20 protein-coding genes are annotated in these 20000 nt (G+C 63.1%); 11 read left to right on the plus strand and 9 right to left on the minus strand.

Annotated features, from left to right (window positions below; translation table 11 throughout):
* Positions 1 to 20: 20 nt before the first annotated feature.
* Positions 21 to 1961, plus strand: coding sequence for an LGFP repeat-containing protein (locus F8O07_RS06880; protein WP_158031343.1), 1941 nt, complete (start codon positions 21 to 23; stop codon positions 1959 to 1961).
* Between the two features lie 6 nt (positions 1962 to 1967).
* On the opposite strand, the gene F8O07_RS06885 is transcribed toward F8O07_RS06880, so the two are convergent.
* The 6 genes from F8O07_RS06885 to F8O07_RS06910 form a co-directional block, all read right to left on the minus strand.
* The gene (locus tag F8O07_RS06885; protein ID WP_158031344.1) at positions 1968 to 2639 is read right to left on the minus strand and encodes an SOS response-associated peptidase; all 672 of its coding nucleotides are present in this window, start codon (positions 2637 to 2639) and stop codon (positions 1968 to 1970) included.
* 423 nt (positions 2640 to 3062) lie between these two features.
* The gene (locus F8O07_RS06890) at positions 3063 to 3557 is read right to left on the minus strand and encodes a hypothetical protein (RefSeq protein WP_158031345.1); all 495 of its coding nucleotides are present in this window, start codon (positions 3555 to 3557) and stop codon (positions 3063 to 3065) included.
* A gap of 163 nt (positions 3558 to 3720) precedes the next feature.
* Positions 3721 to 5805 carry a DEAD/DEAH box helicase gene (locus F8O07_RS06895; protein ID WP_158031346.1) on the minus strand — a complete coding sequence of 695 codons (2085 nt, stop codon included), beginning with the start codon at positions 5803 to 5805 and terminating at the stop codon, positions 3721 to 3723.
* 15 nt (positions 5806 to 5820) lie between these two features.
* Positions 5821 to 6282 carry a hypothetical protein gene (locus tag F8O07_RS06900; protein WP_158031347.1) on the minus strand — a complete coding sequence of 154 codons (462 nt, stop codon included), beginning with the start codon at positions 6280 to 6282 and terminating at the stop codon, positions 5821 to 5823.
* Positions 6283 to 6379: 97 nt separating this feature from the next.
* Positions 6380 to 6922: a hypothetical protein gene (locus F8O07_RS06905; protein WP_158031348.1), complete on the minus strand. Its 543-nt coding sequence runs from the start codon at positions 6920 to 6922 to the stop codon at positions 6380 to 6382.
* A gap of 33 nt (positions 6923 to 6955) precedes the next feature.
* The gene (locus tag F8O07_RS06910; RefSeq protein ID WP_192496683.1) at positions 6956 to 8587 is read right to left on the minus strand and encodes a RecB family exonuclease; all 1632 of its coding nucleotides are present in this window, start codon (positions 8585 to 8587) and stop codon (positions 6956 to 6958) included.
* Positions 8588 to 9437: 850 nt separating this feature from the next.
* On the opposite strand from F8O07_RS06910, the gene F8O07_RS06915 reads away from it, so the two are divergent.
* The 8 genes from F8O07_RS06915 to F8O07_RS06950 all read left to right on the plus strand — a co-directional run bounded on the left by F8O07_RS06915 (position 9438) and on the right by F8O07_RS06950 (position 16391).
* Positions 9438 to 10424, plus strand: coding sequence for a hypothetical protein (locus F8O07_RS06915; protein WP_158031350.1), 987 nt, complete (start codon positions 9438 to 9440; stop codon positions 10422 to 10424).
* Positions 10424 to 10825 carry a hypothetical protein gene (locus tag F8O07_RS06920; RefSeq protein WP_158031351.1) on the plus strand — a complete coding sequence of 134 codons (402 nt, stop codon included), beginning with the start codon at positions 10424 to 10426 and terminating at the stop codon, positions 10823 to 10825. The genes F8O07_RS06915 and F8O07_RS06920 overlap by 1 nt, the downstream gene beginning before the upstream one ends.
* A 43-nt stretch (positions 10826 to 10868) precedes the next feature.
* A complete protein-coding gene (locus F8O07_RS06925; RefSeq protein WP_158031352.1) occupies positions 10869 to 11369 on the plus strand; it encodes a hypothetical protein in 501 nt (166 codons plus the stop codon).
* A complete protein-coding gene (locus tag F8O07_RS06930; RefSeq protein ID WP_192496684.1) occupies positions 11366 to 14005 on the plus strand; it encodes a hypothetical protein in 2640 nt (879 codons plus the stop codon). Before F8O07_RS06925 ends, F8O07_RS06930 begins: the two co-directional genes overlap by 4 nt.
* A gap of 3 nt (positions 14006 to 14008) precedes the next feature.
* A complete protein-coding gene (locus F8O07_RS06935) occupies positions 14009 to 14716 on the plus strand; it encodes a hypothetical protein (RefSeq protein WP_158031354.1) in 708 nt (235 codons plus the stop codon).
* 125 nt (positions 14717 to 14841) lie between these two features.
* The gene (locus tag F8O07_RS06940; protein WP_158031355.1) at positions 14842 to 15111 is read left to right on the plus strand and encodes a hypothetical protein; all 270 of its coding nucleotides are present in this window, start codon (positions 14842 to 14844) and stop codon (positions 15109 to 15111) included.
* Positions 15108 to 15926 (plus strand): hypothetical protein, encoded by an 819-nt coding sequence (locus F8O07_RS06945; protein ID WP_158031356.1) that lies wholly within the window; start codon positions 15108 to 15110, stop codon positions 15924 to 15926. Before F8O07_RS06940 ends, F8O07_RS06945 begins: the two co-directional genes overlap by 4 nt.
* A gap of 3 nt (positions 15927 to 15929) precedes the next feature.
* The gene (locus tag F8O07_RS06950) at positions 15930 to 16391 is read left to right on the plus strand and encodes a hypothetical protein (protein WP_158031357.1); all 462 of its coding nucleotides are present in this window, start codon (positions 15930 to 15932) and stop codon (positions 16389 to 16391) included.
* A gap of 12 nt (positions 16392 to 16403) precedes the next feature.
* On the opposite strand, the gene F8O07_RS06955 is transcribed toward F8O07_RS06950, so the two are convergent.
* Positions 16404 to 17303, minus strand: a complete 900-nt coding sequence (locus F8O07_RS06955; RefSeq protein ID WP_158031358.1) for a hypothetical protein — start codon at positions 17301 to 17303, stop codon at positions 16404 to 16406.
* 136 nt (positions 17304 to 17439) lie between these two features.
* Complete coding sequence (locus F8O07_RS06960; protein WP_158031359.1) at positions 17440 to 18039, minus strand: hypothetical protein; 600 nt, start codon at positions 18037 to 18039, stop codon at positions 17440 to 17442.
* Between the two features lie 228 nt (positions 18040 to 18267).
* Between F8O07_RS06960 and F8O07_RS06965 the strand changes: the two genes are divergently transcribed.
* Together F8O07_RS06965 and F8O07_RS06970 are read left to right on the plus strand one after the other, a co-directional pair.
* Positions 18268 to 18684: a hypothetical protein gene (locus F8O07_RS06965; RefSeq protein WP_158031360.1), complete on the plus strand. Its 417-nt coding sequence runs from the start codon at positions 18268 to 18270 to the stop codon at positions 18682 to 18684.
* A gap of 57 nt (positions 18685 to 18741) precedes the next feature.
* Entirely contained in the window at positions 18742 to 19491 is a 750-nt protein-coding gene (locus F8O07_RS06970; protein ID WP_158031361.1) for an NERD domain-containing protein, read from the plus strand.
* Here F8O07_RS06970 and F8O07_RS06975 read toward each other — a convergent pair.
* Entirely contained in the window at positions 19437 to 19985 is a 549-nt protein-coding gene (locus F8O07_RS06975; protein WP_158031362.1) for a hypothetical protein, read from the minus strand. The genes F8O07_RS06970 and F8O07_RS06975 overlap by 55 nt on opposite strands.
* Positions 19986 to 20000: the final 15 nt, after the last annotated feature.

Genomic DNA, 20000 nt, shown 5'->3' on the forward strand with positions numbered 1-20000 from the left:
CCTCCGCATATAGCTGAGGTATGAGCTCTCTGCTGAAAACTGTCGTCGCCACCGCTGTTGCGGTGATGGTCGGTGTTCCCCTGTCGATCGGGTCGGCAGCGGCCCCGCAGGCTGAGGCCGCCCCGGTGCTTGCCGCGACTTCTGCCGCAGTGTCCAAGTCGAAGCTGGACACCACGTACACGCAGCTGTCGGATCAGGCCGCCCTCGGGGCCAGAACCGGGTCTCTGAGCGGTCTGAAAGACAACGGTGAGATCCTGTACACGCAGAACTCTCTGATCTACGCCCATGACAGCTGGCCTGTGGGCGTACCCATCAAACAGGGACCGATCCTGAGTGCGTACGCTCAGCAAGGCTATGAGCACGGATGGCTCGGATACCCGATCACGCAGGAGACCACCCGGTACGGTGGCACCGTCCAAGAGTTCGAGGGCGGCTGGGTGCGGGTTGACAGTTCAGGTGCTGTCACAACCGGTGGTGGACGGTTCGGCTCCGACATCACGGATTACGGGACCGCTTCGTCCAACGTCGGAGCCAACTACACAAACCAGGGTGCGGCTGGAGGCAAGCTGGGCCAGCAGACGACTGGGATCAACTGCGGCATCATCCGGGGAGGATGCTGGGCGGCGTTCACCGGCGGTGAGATCTGGACGTCGACGTACACGCAGGGCTCGGTCACTGACTGGCGAATCATCGACGCCTACGGGAAGACCGGATACGAGAACGGCTGGCTCGGCTACCCGGTCATGGACAGCAGCAGTGGCAAGGGCAACCCCGTCGGCGGCTCCTATGTGAACTTCGAACATGGCTCCATCACCGTGGACGCCGGAGGTCAGGTGACGGTCTCCCAAGCTCTCTACAACGTCGGACTGCCAGGCGACGAAGGCTGCTCCTACGCGCAGACCGGCGACAACCCATACCGGGACTCTGTCTGCTGGATCGACATGTCGAAGTTCGACGAAGCCCAGGCTCGCAGCACCGCAGGTCAGGACATGACGCTGAACCTCGATGGCGGGTATGTCGCGAAGTTCAAGTTCAAGATCCGGGACGCCAGCGGCCGTAAACGGGCACCGGTGTCGTCACTGCCCGTTCCGACTTACTACGCCGCAGGTCTCGGCAACACCGGCTTCGAATCGATCGCTGGCCAGCCTGCCCTGCTGTTCCACGGTCAGCAGGGCTCCGGCGTCTCCATGAGGATCGATTCGATTACGGTCACCGACCCGACTGGCGCTCCCGTTCCGGACTACGCTTTTGTGACCGGTGACTCGGAGTCCACGGAGGCCGGCGAGACGGTCATGTTCCGGTCCGATAAGACCTTGACGAAGCTCGCATCGCTGCAGGGAGGGACAGGTCGAGGCTGCGACGACACCCGCACGCAGACCACCGGGCTGCTCGTCACCTGCACCGGACCTGCCGGCGGCACCATGCATCAGGTCAACGGGCCGTTCTGGCCGTTCATGCAGTACGACGTGCAGAAGTCCGGGAACATCCTCTATTACAGCTACGCGCCCGGGTACATCGATCAGGAGATTCGCGCGGACACCCCGAACGGTGCCATCTTCGGGTTCTTGGTAACGAAGGCCAGCGCCACAGTGAAAGCACCATCCGATGCACGCGGTGATGACCCGAAGTTCACGGCCTCGGTGAGCTCAGGGTCGAACTCCGCTTCGGTCGACGCAGCACCGGGGGAGACGCAGAGCACCGACAGCCGAGTGTTCCTCAGCGGATCGGACCTGAAGTACCGGGTCGATGTCGCAGGCTCCTCACCGGCCTGGTACAAGTACAACTGGACATGCACGAGAAACGACCGCGCCGACCCCACGCTCACCGACGGCGTCGGAGACGGCAACGAAATGACCGTGCCGAAGACGAAAATCAGTTTCGGCGACCGCATCTCCTGCTCCGCCGATGTGCAGCTACGCCCGGTGACGTTTGAGATGAAAGACCGCTACTGGCGGCAGTGACCGCTTTCAGAGTGCCGCAGTGAGCTCCGGGCCGTTTCCTTTCAGCGGTGCGACCTCATGCCAAGCGAGCGATCCAGCGGTCTCGATGCTCGAACGGGTCAGCTCCCCGGTCAAGGCGTTGCCGTCGGCCTCGGGGTCCAGCCACGCGTCGACGAGGGTGCGCTCAATGGTCACCGGCATGCGGTCATGCAACCACGCGAGCGGGGCAGCGGCATCCTGGGTGAGGACTGTCGCAGTCAGCGCCCAGCCGTCGTCGGCACTGGCTGCAGGGTCATGCCACCAGCTGTAGAGGCCTGCGAGTCCGAACGGCTCGTCGCGATGCACATAGAAGGGGGTCTTCGACTTGCCAGCGGTCTGCCACTCGTAGTATCCGTCGATGGGGAAGATGCAGCGTCGTCGTGTCATCGAGGCGCGGAACGTCGGCTTCTGCCCGGCGGTCTCGATGCGAGCGTTGAATGTCGGGAACTTCAGCTTCAGGGTCTTCGACCATGTCGGAACCAGTGACCAGCGCGCCGGGACGAGACGGCGAACCCCGTCCTTGTCGCCGTCGAGCACGATCAGCGCATCCTGCGTCGGCTTCAGATTCCACGACGGCTCAAAACCGGAACCTTCGACTTGGGCGACGTCGAACAGAGCGACGTAGTCACTGGTCTTCGCCTGCACGATTCGTCCACACATGGCTTGAGCCTAACGTGACAGCCGAGGACTGAGTGAATTCACCGCACCAAGACGAGGGTGCTGTCACGGTATCCCCGTGCAGATTCATCACTCACGGTGGACGTCGACGCGCAGCTTCATCCGGCGACCTGCAAGATGCGCCACCGACACTGGCGCCAGTAGGGACTCAGAGCCCCGAGGCCTTCTCTGACTCGCCATCTTGCTGTCAGCAGGGCTCCGGGGCTCTGTGCCTATCGATTTCGATGGATGCTCCACCACCCCACAGCTGCGGCGCATGGAACCATGACGAAGGTGTGTGGCAGGAGCATGTTGATGAACTGCTGTGCACCACCGCCACCGATCAGACATCCAACGAATAGAGCGACATACGAGGAGAGCGCAAGCACCGCAACCACCCACAGAATGCGCTTCCTCATAGTGGCCTCAGCAGACCGAGTTCCAGTCGATGGCTCCGCTGCCAGCCGCTAACAGCAGTTCGCAGGGGATACCCAGTGCTCCAACGGAGCCAGCTGCGGCCAGTCCGCAGATTGCTGTGCCCCAGATGGTGTACAGCCCATACCCGGCCCAGGCACGTGCACAGTGGATACCCCAACCGTAAGTTGTGACCTGACCTTCAGATGGCTGGCAGCTCAGTGAAGGCGTTGAGTCCGGCAGCACCTTTGCATGCTCCTGAGTCGAGATCTCCCGAGCCTGCTGCAGGTCTACGACATCAACGAGGTTCGCGGCCAAGAACTCCGTCGAGACTCCAGCGTGCGCTGCAGCCTCCTGGAGCGCTCCGGATGACGTCAGCAGCTGTACCTTGGTTGTGCTTTGATCATTCTCTGCGGCGGTGGCCGGGCTGACCATGCCGAGACCAACGAGGGCTGCGCAGACCATTGCGATCAGCGCTTTGATGAGATTTGTCCGTGTGAGTGTCATGCAGGTTTCCTCCCTTTTGGTTACAGGCGTACCGTATCATGCGTCACGCATAGTCGAAGAGAATGAACGGGTTTTGTCCATTGGCTGCTATCTACGGCACCCATCTATGCAGCCCGCACCTCAGACGGTCGGTACGCGCAGAAGCCCCAGCTTGGGCCGGAGATCACCCTCTGACATGTGACGTCATCTGATCAACCCGAGCCTGAATCAGGTTCACGAGCACGTCCGTAGCTGTGAGATCGTCGTCCTCGTCGACGTAGACGCTGTTGTCGCCGCCGATGGTCGCGTCGAGGAACTGCGCCTTCCGATGCAGCGTCGCCTGCACGATAGGGTCGAGCGTCCCCTGGCAGACCAAGGTGCCGATGGACACCTGGTCTGCGGTCTGGCCGGTGCGGTGGGCCCGGTCTTCCGCCTGGACGACGATCCCAGGGGTCCAGTCGGTCTCCACGAACAGCATGCTGTGGCACCGGGTGAGTGTGATCGCCACACCGGCCGCATGTGTGGAGCAGACGAGTGCCCCGACACGACCGGCTTGGAACTCGTCGATCAGATGATCGCGATGCTGCCGGTTCATGCCGCCGATGATCATCGCCGCACCGTCGATGTCAGGCACTTTCGCCGCCAGCGCCTCAGTGACCTCCTTGTGGTGAGTCCAGACGATCAGCGGGTCACTGAAGGTGCCGTCATCAGACCGTGTCTGAGCGATGTGGCTGGCAATCATCTCCTCCGCGACGGGAACTTTGCAGACACCGGCAGCGCGTCGCAGCTGTGAGATGTACCCGAGGTTGCCGGTCGCGTAGTCGAGGATCGCCTCGTGGTCGGGGAGGGCCCCGTGCTGCTTGCGCCACTCCTTCAGCCACGTGTCGATCTTCTGGTTGATCTCCTTGTGCGCCCGGTTGAACTCCGCCATCGGTGCGTCCACGTAGATCGGATACCGGTGCTTTGGCGGCAGCTGGGGACTCACCTGCGCTTTGGTGCGGCGGATCATCACCTCCCCGGACAGCTTCTGTTGCAGCCAGTCCTCCCCTTTGCGGGAGGGCCGCAGACGCCCGTACCGGTCGAGTGTGCAGGTGTGGTCGAGCAGTTGCCGGAGCCCGCCGAACACGGAGACGTCCTGACCGGTGAACTCCATCAGCGGCGCGAGCTCCGCCGGCGACTTCAGCATTGGCGTACCGGTCACGGCGATGCCCTGCGCCCTGCAGTCGTGAGTCAGCTGGAGGACCGCTTCGCTGCGTCGGGAGCCGTAGGTCTTTCCCCGGTGCGCTTCGTCCCAGATGACGACGTCCGGCCCCCATTCGGTGAGCGTCAGTGCGAGACCTTCCCTCTGCGCCAGCAGACTGTCAGCGACCACGACCGCCACCGGTCGATCTGATCGGTCCGTCGGTGGTGTCACCCAGCGCTTGCGGGAATCCGCCGGCGGCAGAAGAGCGAAGTTTCGGACGGTCGCGTCCGAAGACTCGATGCCGCACCGTTCGAGCTCGCGCATCCAGTTGGTGATCGCCAGCGGGGGAGAGACCACGAGGATGCGTCGTGCACCCATCAGAACAGCGGCCGCGAGGGAGCAAAAACTCTTACCAACGCCGGGCTCATCTGCGAGGAGTCTGCGCCCACAGGCGACAGCCATGGCACCGACTTTCTGGTAGCCGAACAGGTCGATGCCGAACCAATCGGGGAGGCGTCCGACGGTGCTCACCATGAGGTCACGGTCGGCTCTGCTGAGGTGCCGCGGGCTGATCGCCGTCGATGCGCGCACAAGCGCTTCTTGCAGCTCCTTCGATGGGCTGGTGCTCTCGGCATGACGCATTCGGCAGAGCTGAAGTGCTTCTTCGGAGAACCGGACCCCAGCGATCGGAGTATTCCCATCGGGGCATACATCGGCGATGGGAAGAAGGAACAGCCCACGCTTCTGATCCCATGCAGCGGACAGGCCGAGCAGCTCCTGGCAGGCGGTTCGACCAACCAGCATGGGTCGGACGAGGACGTGCCGCTTGTTCTTCGACAGCTTCGAGACAGGGGTGAGCCCGGAGTCGAACGGTTCGGTCAGGGTGAATCCCCAATGCTTGAGAAGGGCTTTCGGGGAGGCCCCGATGCCGTTCGTCTCCCATGCCTGGCCGTTCCACCAGATCGCGCCCGACAGATGCTTGCGGAGGAAGTCGATCAGCGGGCGTCCACGGTGCCTCTCGTTCTTCGCGAAGCGCAGTTCGACGGTCGGGGTGCGTCGATCCGGCTTCAGAGTCGCTGTTCTCATGCCGTGTGGGCGTCGTCAGTTCTCGGGGGAAGGCTGCGCCGTCGCTGTGCCCAGTGACTTCTGCGCGGTCGCAGTCAGGTCGATCAGCCACGCGGAGTCTGCGTTCTCACGGGTGAGTTCGATGTCACCGACTCGTCCTTCAGCGTCTTTCGCCTGGACGACGGCGGTGTCCCCGTCTGTCTGCTCGGACACAACGGTCAGTGAGGCATCAGCCGATGAGTCACCGCTGTCTGATCGGCAGGAGCTGATGAGCATGTCGGCGATCTTCTGACCCGGCACGACCAGCGCCGCCATCTGGTCGCAGTCGTGCGCCTCAACTGCGGAGCTGAAGTCTACGACCACCTCTAACGGCGTTGCCAGACCGCTGCTGGTCGACTGGTCGTCCACGGCGGGGGAGTCTGCTGCACATCCTGTCACGGTCGCTGCCGTGCCTGCGATCAGGAGCGCTGCAACCGCGAGGGCGCGTCTGGTGGTCATGTGTCCTCCTTGGGACTGGTCGACGTTCGTGCTGGAACGACCTATGCGAGAGGCCGCACCACCTGGATGGCACGGCCTCTGCTGGGTTCGACGGTGGTCAGTCCTTGTGGAACTCGCCGGTGTCACCGAGGTCGACGAGGTGCCGGAGGATCTTCACCTTCCGGTTCGCATCGGTCTTGAGGGTCTCGTGGGCTTTGAACACGATGACCTTGTGGCCGACGAGCGCCGACGCCTGCTTCGCAACGATCATGCCCTCGGGGGTGTCGGTGCGGTCAGTGCGGATCATCTCGGTCCCCTCCGGGAAGCTGAACCCCTTCCGGTCGGTGAGGAAGCCCTTGTGCACCTTCTCCAGCAGGTCATGCTGCGTCCACTCGGTTGGCTGCTGGATCAGGTAGACGAGCCCTCGGGTCGAGCTCTTCTCCTTCTTGACGAGGCCGACGACCGCGGTGAAGACGTCGCAGTTCTCGAGGGCGTCAGCTGCCGCGACGATCGGGTTGTTCTCTCCGCTGAGTTTCGCGGTCAGCTCGTAGATGCGAGCTTTCACGCGGGCGTCGTGCTCGCGTCGGGTCTCCCCGTCGATGTCGGGCGTGCTGCGCATCGCGTCGAGGATGATCAGGGTCTTGGTGATCTGGTCTGCCATGGTGTGCTCTCCTAGTGGTCTGTCTCTGATTGGCTATGCGGCGTTGCCGAGCTGGGTGTCGAACGGGCCCGGCTGGGGGAGCGCCTCGAACACGCTGAAATCCGTGTCGGGGAGCGTGTCTCCGCGGTCCCAGAGCCACAGGCTCTCGTCGATCAGGACGATCACGTTCTTGCGCACCTTCTTCGCCCAGGCGCGCCAGCCGTCAGCGTCGCCGCCGACGGGAAGCGGGGTCGACTCCATCACGGTGAACAGCAGGCCGCGCACCCGTGTGTTCGCCGACGACTGCCAAGAGAACCGACCGGTGACGTGGCGTTCACCGGCGCGCACGATCTTCGCCAACAGCACTGCGAGAGTCTCGATCTGGGCCTTCTTGATCGACTGCCCCGGGTACGCCTGCTTGAGAGCAGCGGTCGCTCGGTTCAGGATCGCGAACGCCCCCTGTGCGGCATATGACCCGATGTTCAGGTCGTCGTTGAGCATCTCATCCCACGGTTTGCCCTCACTGAGGTGTCTGGTCGGTGGTGCAGGTTTCGCCTGAGGTTCCGCGGTGGTCTGTTCGGTCATGGTGGGCTTCCTTTCGCTCTCAGTGCCCCTGTGCGCGGGAACACCGCCACGGGTGATGCCGCACGCGGACAGCAGCGGGAGGTCGATCTGACGCGCGCTCGGCAACCCCGGTGCCCGGTCACTGGCGACACGACCCTCCGCTGCGGCTGCAGGGCAGACCGCGACCAGCGGGCACCATCCGCACAGGGGGCCGGTTGTGGTGTCGTAGCTTCGTGTGTCGGCGAGTCTGTTGTGCGTCGCCCAGTTCTCGGAGAGTTTCGCCGCAGTCTGTTCCAAGGCGTCGGGGGAGAGGTCGACGCTGCGGCTGCGCCCGACCATCGTGTACAGCAGGTTCGCCTGCACGGGGTCCGCGATCTCCCACATCCAGCGGTCGCGCTCCTTGGCGTACTGTTCCTTGAACCACGCTTCGTCACGGTGGCGGACGATCGTGCGCAGCGCCAGAGCGTAGGAGCGCAGTTGGTCGCCGTAGTGGTCGCCGTACCGGCGCAGCTTCTGCTGCGAAGACCATTTGCCGGTCTTGTAGTCGTCAATGGAGGGGATGACGAACCCGCCTTCACGGCCGAGGATGGAGACCCGGTCGAGGAACCCGACGATCGGCACAGCGGCATCCGTGATCGGCAGTCCGAAGATGGACAGCTCCGTCGCGAAGACATCCACCTCGGCCGGGTCCTCGAGCTCCCAGAGCCCGAGAGCGATCGTGTCGAGGTAGTCCACCCACCGCTGCCGGGTGGCGTCGTCATCGAAGAGATCGGCGGCGAACCGATCACGTGCAGCACGGTAGGTCGCCTTCGTCCGCTGTTCCGGCGCGGTCGTGAACATGTGCTCGAAGATGTCATGGACGAAGGAGCCGGCGTCACGGGCGAGAAACGGGTCGATCAGGTTCGGCATCATCTGCCCGGCCGCCCAGCTGGCGTGGCAGCCTTCCATCGCGTTGGAGACGCTGGCGGAGAAGTTCCTGCGACGCAGCTTGTGCTCCCGGAGGGTGTCCTCCGAAACGACCAGCGCATCACCGTCCCATGCGGCGCCGGAGATGAGAACATCATCCGATTTCGGGATCCGCTGAGTGCGGTATTTCGTGACGAGACTGCTGGCTCCAGGCATGAGAGCGATGTGCGCGGAAGGCAGTGAAGGGGAGATGGTCAGCAGGTTCGAGCGCCACATCTCCGCCCGGAACCGGGGCCGTTCAGCGCAGGCTGAACAAGCCAAAAAGCGAACTCAAACCGGTGTTAGGCTCGCGCCGCTAGTTGCGAGCCTAACACCGGTTTGAGAAATCCACCACCAATTCTCACCAAAAACCGTGCAACACAGACCAGAAACACCACGCACAGCCACCGACACCACCCCGCAGGCACCACCCGGGCATGCTTCCGGCAGTCGCCGGGCTCGGAAAAATCGCGGAATCTTCCCCAAATCGTTGAGCCAGCCGAAAAACTCGTGATAGGCTCTCGCCTGTCGGTGAGAGCCTATCAAAACCTCCCGGCCTCCCCTCCTGTCACCGCTGTCACCAGCGTGTCACCACACCGCTGTGACGCTACATCCCGCATTTTTACTGGGCTGTAGGGGTCTGTCACCACGTCACCGCAAAAATAGGGGGACCCCCTCCAGATGAGAGAGATAGAGAGGGAGAGGGGCCTCTATATATCTCTCTCTCTTAATGACATCAGAAAAAGTGTGGTGACAGTGTGACAACCCCCTACAGCCCAGTAAAAATGCGGGATGTAGCGTCACCACACCTCCGGTGACAGCCGGTGACAGCGGTGACACGAGGCTGACGGGAGCGAAGGCGCAGCCGGAGTGAGTGTGTTCGACGGGAGCGAAGGCCGACACCGAGCGAGTGTTCCCGCGTCGGTTGAACGATTGCACCCAGCGCGGTACAGCCTGGAACACTTGAGACAGGCCCGCTCTCCAACGATGTGTCAGCTGCCGACGTCAGCAGCACACATCCGAGGGCATGAGCAAGAATGCAACGACCTTCGACGAGTCGCTCCACCCTCGCGGCAACCAGGCCACCGGCCACGCCGGCCAGTTCGCTGTCAAAGAGCAGTCAGCCTCGGAGGTCACCCTTCAGGAGCGGCCACGCTCCCGGTACCGTCGGCTGGGCCCCAAACGTACAGTGGAGGGTCTTAGCGATGCTGAGGTGTTCGACGTCGCACGCCGGCAGATCTTCAACTACGCGTCGAAGTGGGGTCTGTCCGGCAGTGACCGGGATGAAGCACTCGGTGACCTGCTGCTGGATCTGGCGGCGAAACAGCACAACGGGAAAGCCATCAGCGGGGCTCTGATCAACGTGAGCGCACGTGCGGTGGCAAGCCGCTACGTGAACGGCCCCCACATCCGGCATGAGGACGCGAAAGCGATGACCATGCTGAAGACAGATGCTGACGCCTTCCGGGAGCTGTACGGGCGAGCCCCGAGCGCCCATGAGATCGACGGCATGGCCGCTCACATCCGTGAGAACTGGCATGACCGTAATCACCGCCCGAGCGACCGGTTCCACCGCCGCATCGAGGACACCCGTGCGGTGAGCCTCGACCGGAGCGTGTTCGACGACGGGTCCGACACGCTGGGGGACACGCTCGCCGGTGAGGAGACGACACCGCTGGCACATGTCGACCTCTCACAGGTGACTGGTCAGCAGCTCGACCAGGCGTTCACGCGCTCGCGTATCCCGGCCCCTGCGGTGCTGTCCATCGGTCGGGCCGCAGATCTTCGCAGCCAGGTGAGTGAGCCCGCCCGGGAGATCGCACGGTTCCGGACCGGCGCGCTCTACAACCCGCAGGTCTTCGAGCCGTGGGGGAACCCTGACGACGAGGCCCGGAAACGGATCGCCGACCGGCTCATCGCCACCGGTGACCTCGCAGACCAGATGTGGCATATTGCGGTCGATCGTGCCTCCGGAGTTCCTGCTACGCATATCAAGACATCGAAGGCCGCCTGATGGGCGGCACGACCACGAGAGGGCCGGGAATGGACATCATCGGATACGGCGACCTGCCGGTCATCACTGACGCAGCGTCGAACATCAACCTGCAGTCGAAATGGGGGACCTTCTGGGGGTCCGTCTCCAGCGCTCTCTCCGGCGTCTCCGGCGTGATGACCATGATCACGATCGTCGGTTTCGTCGTGATCGTGATCAGCCTCGCGAAGTTCCTCTACGAGAAGCGCAAGTCCCAGGGTGCTGGCGGCATCGCAGGTCAGCAGGCGAAACCGATCTGGTGGGCTCTGGCGCTCGGCGGCCTGCTCATCGCACCTGAGGTGCTCATCCCGATCTTCCTCGGGATCTTCGACATCCTCATCAACCTGGTCATCAACCTCGGCAACTCGGCCGGCATCTGGTGATCCGCGTCTGCGCCTGGTGGGTCTCGCCGCATACATCTCAGTCATGAGCATGTACACGCTGACGGAGCTGACCGGGCGCAGACGCAACCAGGACCGCACGATCGTGATCGCGACGGTCGAGGCGTCGAAGCGCACCTGGGTGGCCGGCATCCTCGGTGCCATCGGCGGTGGGATCGTGGCAATGCCGCTGGTGCTGCTGACCGCGGGAGGCCCGATCTTGGGCGCTGCGGCCGGCGCTGCGGCAGCGATCTTCCTGTTCACGAAGCGCAGCTCCACCGGGCTGAAGCAGGAGTACTACAAGCAGTTCCGCGACCGGGCGAAGGCGAAGAAGAGACTTGGCGTGCTCACCATGTGCAATGAGCCGGTGCGTCTGGATGTCGGCGTGTCCCGGATCGTCCCCAGCTCCCGTCGACTGGTCGACGAACCATTCATCGGCGGTGAAGCCCCGGACGTGAAACGGTTCCATGCTTCGGACACCTCGAATCGGCCTCGCCTGCACGACCGCAGGCCGCGCATGGATGTGACGCATACGGATGGGGTGTGAAGCCAGTGTTCGGTACAGCCAGACTGCGGGTGCGTGACCTCGCCCTCCGGGTGACGGTCGCCATGTCGTCATTCGTGTTCGCCCTGCTGGGGGTCGCCCACGCGGACAGCCTCGAGGATCGCCTCCCGGCGTTCCGGTGGCTGGGCTCGACGATGAGCCTCCACTCACGCGTCGACTGGACGAACGCGCAGGAGCTGATGGGCTCCATCTCCCGGGCGACGGTGCAGTCGTGGATGCTCGGCATCTCCCAAGCGATCTGGGGCGGGACGATCGGTCTGCTGAAGTTCGCGCTCACCGACTTCAACCCGACTGATGCGGCAAGCGGTGCGATCGACTCGGGGACGAAGAACCTCGCCTCAAGTGTCGGCGGGTCGACCCTCATCATCATCGCGGTGATCATCGTCCTGATCTCCGCCTTCTACAAGAAGCGCAAAGGCCAGGCCGGCGCTCAGACGTGGCGGCGACTCGGGTTCATCCTCGGTGTCGCCATGATCCTCACGGTCTTCGCCACCAGCGACAAGATGACCCCGACGAAGGTGGTCGGGTCGGTGTCGAACCTCGCCCAATCTGCGGTCGGGTCGCTGACCACGGGGCTCACCCCGGATTTCGGCGGGTCGAAGGACAGCATGTCGAGTTTCTACATCGACAACATGCACAAGGCTTACTTGGCTGACGGGAAGGCGAACGCCCAAGTCGATCAGATCAGCCGACTGTGGGAGCAATCCGGCCTGCAGGCGTACAAACGTGTGCAGTTCGGCGGCAGCAACTTCATCGCCGACGATGTCTACGCCCCCTGGCTCGACCTCATCTCAGGCACGCCTGCGGAGGAGATCAAGCAGCATGCCGGGTTCACGCAGAACGACGTCAAATGGGATTCGCCGGCGATGCTCAACAACCGTCTCGATCAGGGTGACTCCACCCTCACTGACCAGGCGATCTTCGCGTGGGCGGCCTGCGCCTCCAGCGATGGCGGCTCGAGCTGGTACGTCCGTGACGTGTTCCGACCCTCTGAGGGCAAGTCGTTCAAGACAATGCAGGAGAACGGCAAAGAGGGCGAAGAGTGCTGGAAGATGTTCAACAAGACCGCCGGAAACTACGGCGACGTCTTCGACAACGGCAAGCCGGCCGACAACGTGAAGAAATGGCTGGAGGGCGTCGATGACGTCAACGCCGTTCGTGCCGATTCCCTGAACATGTCCAACCTGGACAAGGGCACGGCGATCATCAACTTCTCGGATGCCGTGCACGGGGCTGACGCCGGGTCGGGGACCATGGAATCGATCACAGCACTGGTCGTCGCGCTCGTCTGCTTCATCGTCTTCGGTGTGATCTTCGGCGGCATCATCATCTTCATCAAGGTCATGATCATGATCATGACCGCCGTGCTGGTCATTGCAATGGTGGTGTCCATCTTCACGCAGAACGGCCCCACGATGCTCGCGCGCTACGGCAAGCAGTTCTTCGGCTACCAGTTCTTCGCCGCAGGCTCTTCAGCGATCCTCGCGGTCGTCCTGTGGATGACCGGCATGGTGTCTTTCGCGATCAACGGCCTGCTGGCCGGCATGGGGTCGAACCTGCTCACCTCGTTCATCGCGATGCAGGTGCCGGCGTGGGCGCCGATTCTCTCCATGGTCGGGCTCCACCAGGTGTTCACCAAGCTGCTGAAGATGCCGAGCCCGTTCACTCTCGGCGGGGCGAAAGCCTGGTCGACGGTTGGTGCGGGGGCGGGCCCTATGGTCGGTTCGGGGATCGGCTCATGGCTCGGCAACAAAGCCGCGAACGGTGCGAAGCGCGCCGGTTCCGCGGTGGCCAGCAAAGCCACCGGTGGCCGGTTGGGCGGTGCAGGCTCCGCGGGCAATGGCCCGAAGAAGCTCAAAGACGCCGCCCCCGTCGCCGGAGCGAAGGGCGCACCCCAGGCAGCTGACCTGTCGAAGAAGCATTCGAAGCAGCTGGGGAAGGCCGGCATTGACGCAGGGGAGGCCGCTGCCGCGCTCGCGTGGTCGAAGGCGAACAAGGACAAGCTGCCGGTCTCCGCGGGGAGCAAGCTCCGGAAAGCGATCGCCGAGTCCAACGCAGCCCATCCGCTTGCCGCGCTCGACGCTCAACGCCGCACGAGACAGCGCTTCCTCGCCGGTACCGGACCGACTATGGGGCAGAGGCTTGCTGCGCTGGGAGGCAGCGATGAGGCCAGACTGTCACTGGCGGCCGCGAAACAGCAGCGCTCGGATGCGATGCGTCAGCTGAATGCGCACAAGGCCGACCATGCTGACACGCCGATCCGTGACCAAGTGCGCAGCATCTCGTCGGCGGCACTCGAGTCTGCGAAATCGTCAGTGTCGACCGCGATCGCCCAGGTTCGGGAGAACCCGTGGCAGGCTGCCGCCACGGTCGGCAAGGTCGCAGCGGTCACGGCAGTCGGCGCAGCTACTGGTGGCGCCGGCATCGCGGCACTCGCCGGTGGTGCCTACCTTGCTCGCCGGACGGTCAAGCAGGCCGGTGCGAACCGTAGGGTCGCCCAGGCGAAGAGCGCCATGGACATGTATGAGCAGCATAGTAAGTCAGCTTGGGGCAAAGCCCCTGCAGCTGCTGAACGAGCCCAGTCGAGCCGGCCGGTCGACAATACACAGGGGGCGTAGGCTATGGCTGACCTGACCGCGCTCGCTCAGCAGCCCCGAGACTTCCTCGGGCGTTGGATCGAGCACCGCAACTCGATACCGGAGATCGACCCGCTCATGACCAGCGACGAATACTATGCCGGCTCCACATGGGATAAGCCCGCCGCGCCGCGTGACCCCCAGAGCCTCTACCGGTTCTGGACCGACCCTGCTTTGAAGATCCACCCGAACGCGATTCTGAACTTCATCGACATGCACGATGAGCAGGCAGATATTGACCACCGGTTGTTCCTTCAGTTCGTCGCCAAAGCTTGGCGTGGACAGAGGGGCAATGGGGAGAAGTTCGATCGCGGCGACCCCCGGGCGAAGGCTGACTGGGCAAATGTCGAGAAGACGGCAGACAAGATCTGGTTCCACGAAAACGCCGCTCAGCTGAACCCGAACACCGCCGAGGTCGTCTTCCGCTCGTCGAAGATTCTCTGGCAGTCACAGCTCTTCTACGACGAAGCCGATAGGGATGCCGTTCGCCAGTTCAAGGTGATCATGCCCGTCCATGGCAATCCTGAGGTCACAATCCAGCAGGTTGAGGGTCGATACCGCCTAGTCGAGGAATACACACCTCCAACGGTTCCGGGCGTTTACAGATCCCCGCTTCTCGGTGGTCTCGGTAAGCGCGCCGCTTGGGAGTACCCAGCACGCTACGAGAGCACGAACTTCAACGAGCAGTGGTAACACGTCCGTTACGGTACATGTGTAACATCTAGGGTGTGACTGCCACTAGACAAAGAACATTCGCTGCCCCTCTGCTCATCCTCGCTGCCGCCTCCGGGCTCGCCGGTTGCAGCAGCACACCGCAGATGACGACCGACGAAGCCTGCCAAGTCGTCCTCGACGACCAGTACCGGCTGCACCGTGCTGATGCCGACGCCTCCCAGGTCTCCCGTCTCGCTGACGCGTACGAGAACATCTCGCAGCACAAGGATGACTTCGACATCACCATCACCACCGGCTACGACGATATGGACCAGCAGATCAGCCAGCTGGCGAAAGACATGCGCCACTCGAAGACCATCGACGACGACGGGTACGCCTACGTGGGTAAGCTCTGCTTCGGAGGTCGGCGATGAAGCACCGCACACCAGTGGTCGCAGCCGCCGCACTCGGCGTCGCTCTGGTCCTCGCCGGATGCGCGGAGTCGCCGGAGCATCAGCAGGCCGCATCCGACTGCAACCAAGCACGAGACGACCTCTCTGCCGCAATCGAGTCTTTCCAAACCATCGGCTCCGACCAAGAGGTGTCGCGGGCGCTTCAAGCGAAGGCCGAAGACATCGGGCAGACCGGAACCGACGCTCAGGCGGCGATCCAGAAAGCCCTCGGCACCACAGTCGACGAAGACGTTCCAGAGTGCAGCGGCGGCACCGACCAGCTGAACTCCACCGCGGATGATCTGCAGAATCGGAAGTCCAGCGCCCAGCAGCCCACGGATGAGGCGAAGCTTCAGACGCGGAACGTCCGCGCCGCCTATGAGGACGCGTTCAAGACACAAGCCGCTGCCATCAACGGGAAGGCCACCAAAGCCTGGGCCTTCACCGACAATCTCGACCCGGTGAACCTCGGGTCAGCCTCGGCCGACGTGGCGAATGCCGCGAAAACAGCGCCAGCCGTGACTCAGGCGAAAGCCAATCTGAAGACCGCCATTGACGCGTGGAACACGGCCCAGCAGACGTCCGGGTTCGATCTGCCGAGCACTGCGGACAGGACCACGCTTTCTGCGAGTATTGACACTGCATTCAAGACTCTCGTGAACGCGTACTACGACACGCTGGACTACTCCGCGGCGAACCCCGGGTCACCAGCGAACGCCAAAGAGCTCGTCCGACAGGACACCCTGAGCGGTTACGAGAAGGCATCAGCCACTCAAACGCCCGCGAAGACGGAGTGAACGATGCCTCTCCTGCTGCTCATCGTCTTCGCCATCATCGTGCTTGTCGTCGCGGTGGTCTGGAAGGTCCGGCCGCTGCGCTACCTTGCGTTGACGGCGCTCGGTCTCTCCTTCACTTGGACGTGTCTGCAGGCGCTCGGCAGAGCGCTCTCCGCTGTACCAGCGTGGTTCTGGTGGACGCTTGTCGGCGTGGTCGTCGTAGTCGTGGCGGCATCCGTTGCCGTACACGTCGTTCGCGCCCCTGCCCGACGCCGTGCGCTGGAGGACTGGCAGGCCCGTCGGTCGGCTGCAGCCCAGGCTCAGGAGACTGAGGCCGACCGGCTCATGCACGAAGCATTCAACGCCGACGGTTCACTCAAGCAGCGCTCGGGACCACCGCCTCGCCTGACGCCGCCTCCGATGCCGCCTGCTCCTGCAGGACCTCCTGCACAGCCGGCTACTGATCAGAGAGAACAGGACTGGTAGCCCGCGGCTTTCTCAGGCGACGAGCCGGAGGTTGGGACGAATTCGCTTGCCCCGTGAGCGGGGGAGCTCCCCGTCCCAGCCAGGCAGCTTCGCGTCAAGGAGCGCTTTGCGCTCCGGGGTGATGATGAGGTACCGACGAACGGACGCGAACCAGACGCCCTCTGGCTCGCTGCGGTATGGGAACCGTCCGTTCTTCGCACGGAATCGCACGACCCCTTCGACATGCTCTTCGAATGGTTTGCGGTTGCGGATCGGGCGCTTCATGCTCCAGCCTGGCAGTTCTCGGTCGAGCGTCTGCCGCTCCTCGTCGGTGAGTTTCTCAGCGATCCATCGGCTGGCGCGTACGTTCTGCAGCCATGCACCGTTCGGCTCGGATGGGGCCGGGTAGCGCCCCTCACGAAGCAGGAAGTCACGGATCTGGGCGACCGTCTGATCGAACTCGATCTGGCCCGGTGTCTTCGCCCGCGCACCGCGACGCCAGTCGGGGTGGAGCCCCTCCAGCAGATCCAGTCGCTCAGGGGTGAGAACGATCGACCCGGCACGACAGTTTGAGAGGAAGATTCCGTGCGGCTGAAAGTCGTTCGGGAGTACCTTGTGCTTGGCGATGAAGCGACGAAGACCCTCAATGTGCTCCTCAAAACTGTGTGACCGAGCGCGTTTCGGTTTCCGTCTCCACCCTGGCAGCTCACGGTCGAGGACCTTCCCTTGCGAGACGGTGACTCCGACGGTGCGCTTCTCGCGTATCCAGCGACCGTTGGGATCGTCCTCGCGGGGGAAACGGCCCGTCTGACGCTGGAACTGCTTGATCTGGTCGATCCGGTGCATGAACGTGATCGTCACCCCGGACGGCCAGGCGCGGTCGGGGAGGTCCTTGCGGGTGTTTCGCACGACCTGCGGGCGCTTGTTCGTCAAGTTCGTCGGACGCGGTATCTGACCTGCCGCATAATTCCGTGCACATTCGCTCATGCATCGTCGTGTGCGCGGGGGCAACCGAGGAATTGAACTCGGCTCGAACCAGTAGAATACTGGGATCAGTCGAAGGGGACATCTATGCTTCCCCTTGGTCGTCCTTACCTGCTCCCTCCTGTTCGCTGTTTTCTACTGCCTTCTGGTCTTCGTTATCTTCTGCACTGAGGAACTTGTAGAGAGATCGGACCTCGTCCTCAGTCATCTTCACCGTCGTCATCACACACATCAGCCAGCTTGGTTTGTACTTGCGGCAGCGGCCGTCCAGTCTTCGGCGAAGGCCCCAACGTGCACCACCAATACAGAGGAGGAGAGTGAGCAAGAAGAGGAAGAACCCACCGAAGAAGTACGCCCCGTCAGGCTGACCCGCATGAGCGAAAATCATTGCTAGGGAAAGCAGGATTCCGAGCAACACCAAGACGAATGGATTGCACGGATTGCTGTACAGAGCGGAGATGAACTGCTCACGGATGCAGGTGGCGTGGAATCTGTGGAAGATTTTGCCATCCACTGTATTGCGGTTCTTCCGCTCCTTGTCGAGTTTGGTCAACTCCGTCTGTACTGTGAACATCTTCGCTTCACGCGTCGACTTGTTATAGGCCTGGTAAACGAAGCTGCCGAATTGACCGGCTACAGCTCCTGATCCAGCCCCGATAAACGCCGCAATGATACTTGTATCCATATTCCCCCCTGGTACTTGACCTGCTGAAACCATGCCCAAGCAGATAGCTGTGAGCTCAACGAAAGGCATGATACACCGAATAATTCAAGCCTCCTTTTCTTCATCGGGAGGCTAGGCGGATACTCATGCTCAGAACACACGAGCGTTCTCTCAGTTTGAAGGTGCTTTCATCACCCCGCCGCATACACCTCCTTGTGACTGCACCGCGCAGTCGGATGGAGGACAGACATGCGCACTTCGGACGTCACACTGGAGAACCCGGGCAACCAGGTTGGTCTCGCCATAATGCAGCTTGAGCGAAAAGTGCCCGCAGGATCGGTTCCCGTCGGTACGGAGACCGAGGTCGACGGTGAACGCTTCCGTGTCGTCCGTCGAGGTGTGGCTGGAGAGTTCGTGCTCGCCCTGTCTGTGATCCTTCTGACTGCCCTGCTGGTCGGCGTGCTGCAGACGATGGTGTGGGCTGCGCCCCTCATGATCTCCAAGGTGCTCTTCGCCCTCGCCTCTGCTGCGATCGGCATCGTCCTGGTCGCGACCATCGCCAGACGTCCCGTGCTCGGCACGAACGTCTGGGGTCACATCGTCGGCCTGCCCACCGACTCAGCCAGCAAGACTGCCCCCGCGCACACTGCCGAGCATGACCAGTGACACATCCGCTCTTGCCCGACCCATAATCTTGGCGCCGGACGTGAGGCCGGAGCGCTGATGTCATCGTTCTCGTTCCGTGGCTGGTCGAAAGGCGCGGCATCACGCGTCTACGTCGACTGTGACGGAAGAGCGGCCGGGCACATCGACTTGGTCACCGGGAACCTCCACCCGGCACCGGGCTGTGTAGAGCAGCTCACGGCCGCGACCGCGGTCTTGGTCTCACGTCTCGCGGGGAGGGCGGACATTCCCGGGGATCTTGCTCTGCGTCCACCGGGGTTCATGCTCACGGAGCTCTTAGAGCGAACCCGCACCCCGGATCGGCGAGATCGAATACGCTCCGGCATCGCAGGTGAGATGCGCACCGCCCGGGCGCTGAACGGCATGACCGGGGTTCGTTCGCTGCATTCTCTTCCGCTTGCCCCCGACCATGATCTGGACCATGTCGTGTGCGGTGGTGCCGGGGTGGTCGTCGTGAACACGAAGTCGACGGTGTTCGACTGCACGGTGGATGACACCGGGGTGGCGTATGTCGGCGGTCACCATCAGGAGTGGGCGGTGAAGGCGCGCAACGACGCTGATGCTCTGGAGTCCATGCTGCGCCGCTCAGGGGTGAGCGCGCCGGTGAGCTGCCTTGTGGTCGTGTGGGCGAAGACGTTCACCGGCGTCGGTCGCACGGTCGTCCCGGGGGAGAGGCTCACCTCCGTCCTGTCGGGGATGGGCTCAAACGTCTCAGCTGCGGTCGTTGACGCCGCCTATGAGGTGATGCGGCACCCGTCGTTCTGGGAGTCGACGGCGAGGATGCGTTGATGGAATGAGGCTGCTGAGAGGCCATCCGGCACCGCCCGGTCAAGCACCTGCAGTCCATCCCAGACGATCAAAGCGGAGTAGTCGAACACCTGCCCGTCGAAGCTGTCCAGTGCGGCGGCCATCCGGGAGGCTGCGGTTGGGGAGGACTCGAGCTGCGAAGCGGAGACCAGTAGGACCAGTCCGATGGTGTCCATCACGCCTCGGAGGTTCGTCGCCGCGCCGATCAGCGCCTCCAGACGGTTCGTGAGGTTCTTGCTGAACCCTGCGTCGAATCGGGTGCAGAGCACGGCGACGGAACCGGTGACGACATCGATCCGTTTCCGGTAGAACCGTCCGTGCACCGGCATCAGTGTCTCAGCCTCTCGTCCACGGTGTTCGAACTCGCTGGCGACCCAGTCTCGCAGCGCCTGCGCGGGCAGCCCACCGGCGCTCCTCGCGTTCTCGATCCCAGTGCCCTGCAGTGCATGTTCCAATCGGGTGATGGTCTCGGTCATGACTGTGGCCTATGC

It is taken from the genome of Pseudoclavibacter sp. CFCC 13796 (assembly GCF_008831185.1).
Lineage (GTDB): Bacteria > Actinomycetota > Actinomycetes > Actinomycetales > Microbacteriaceae > Pseudoclavibacter_A.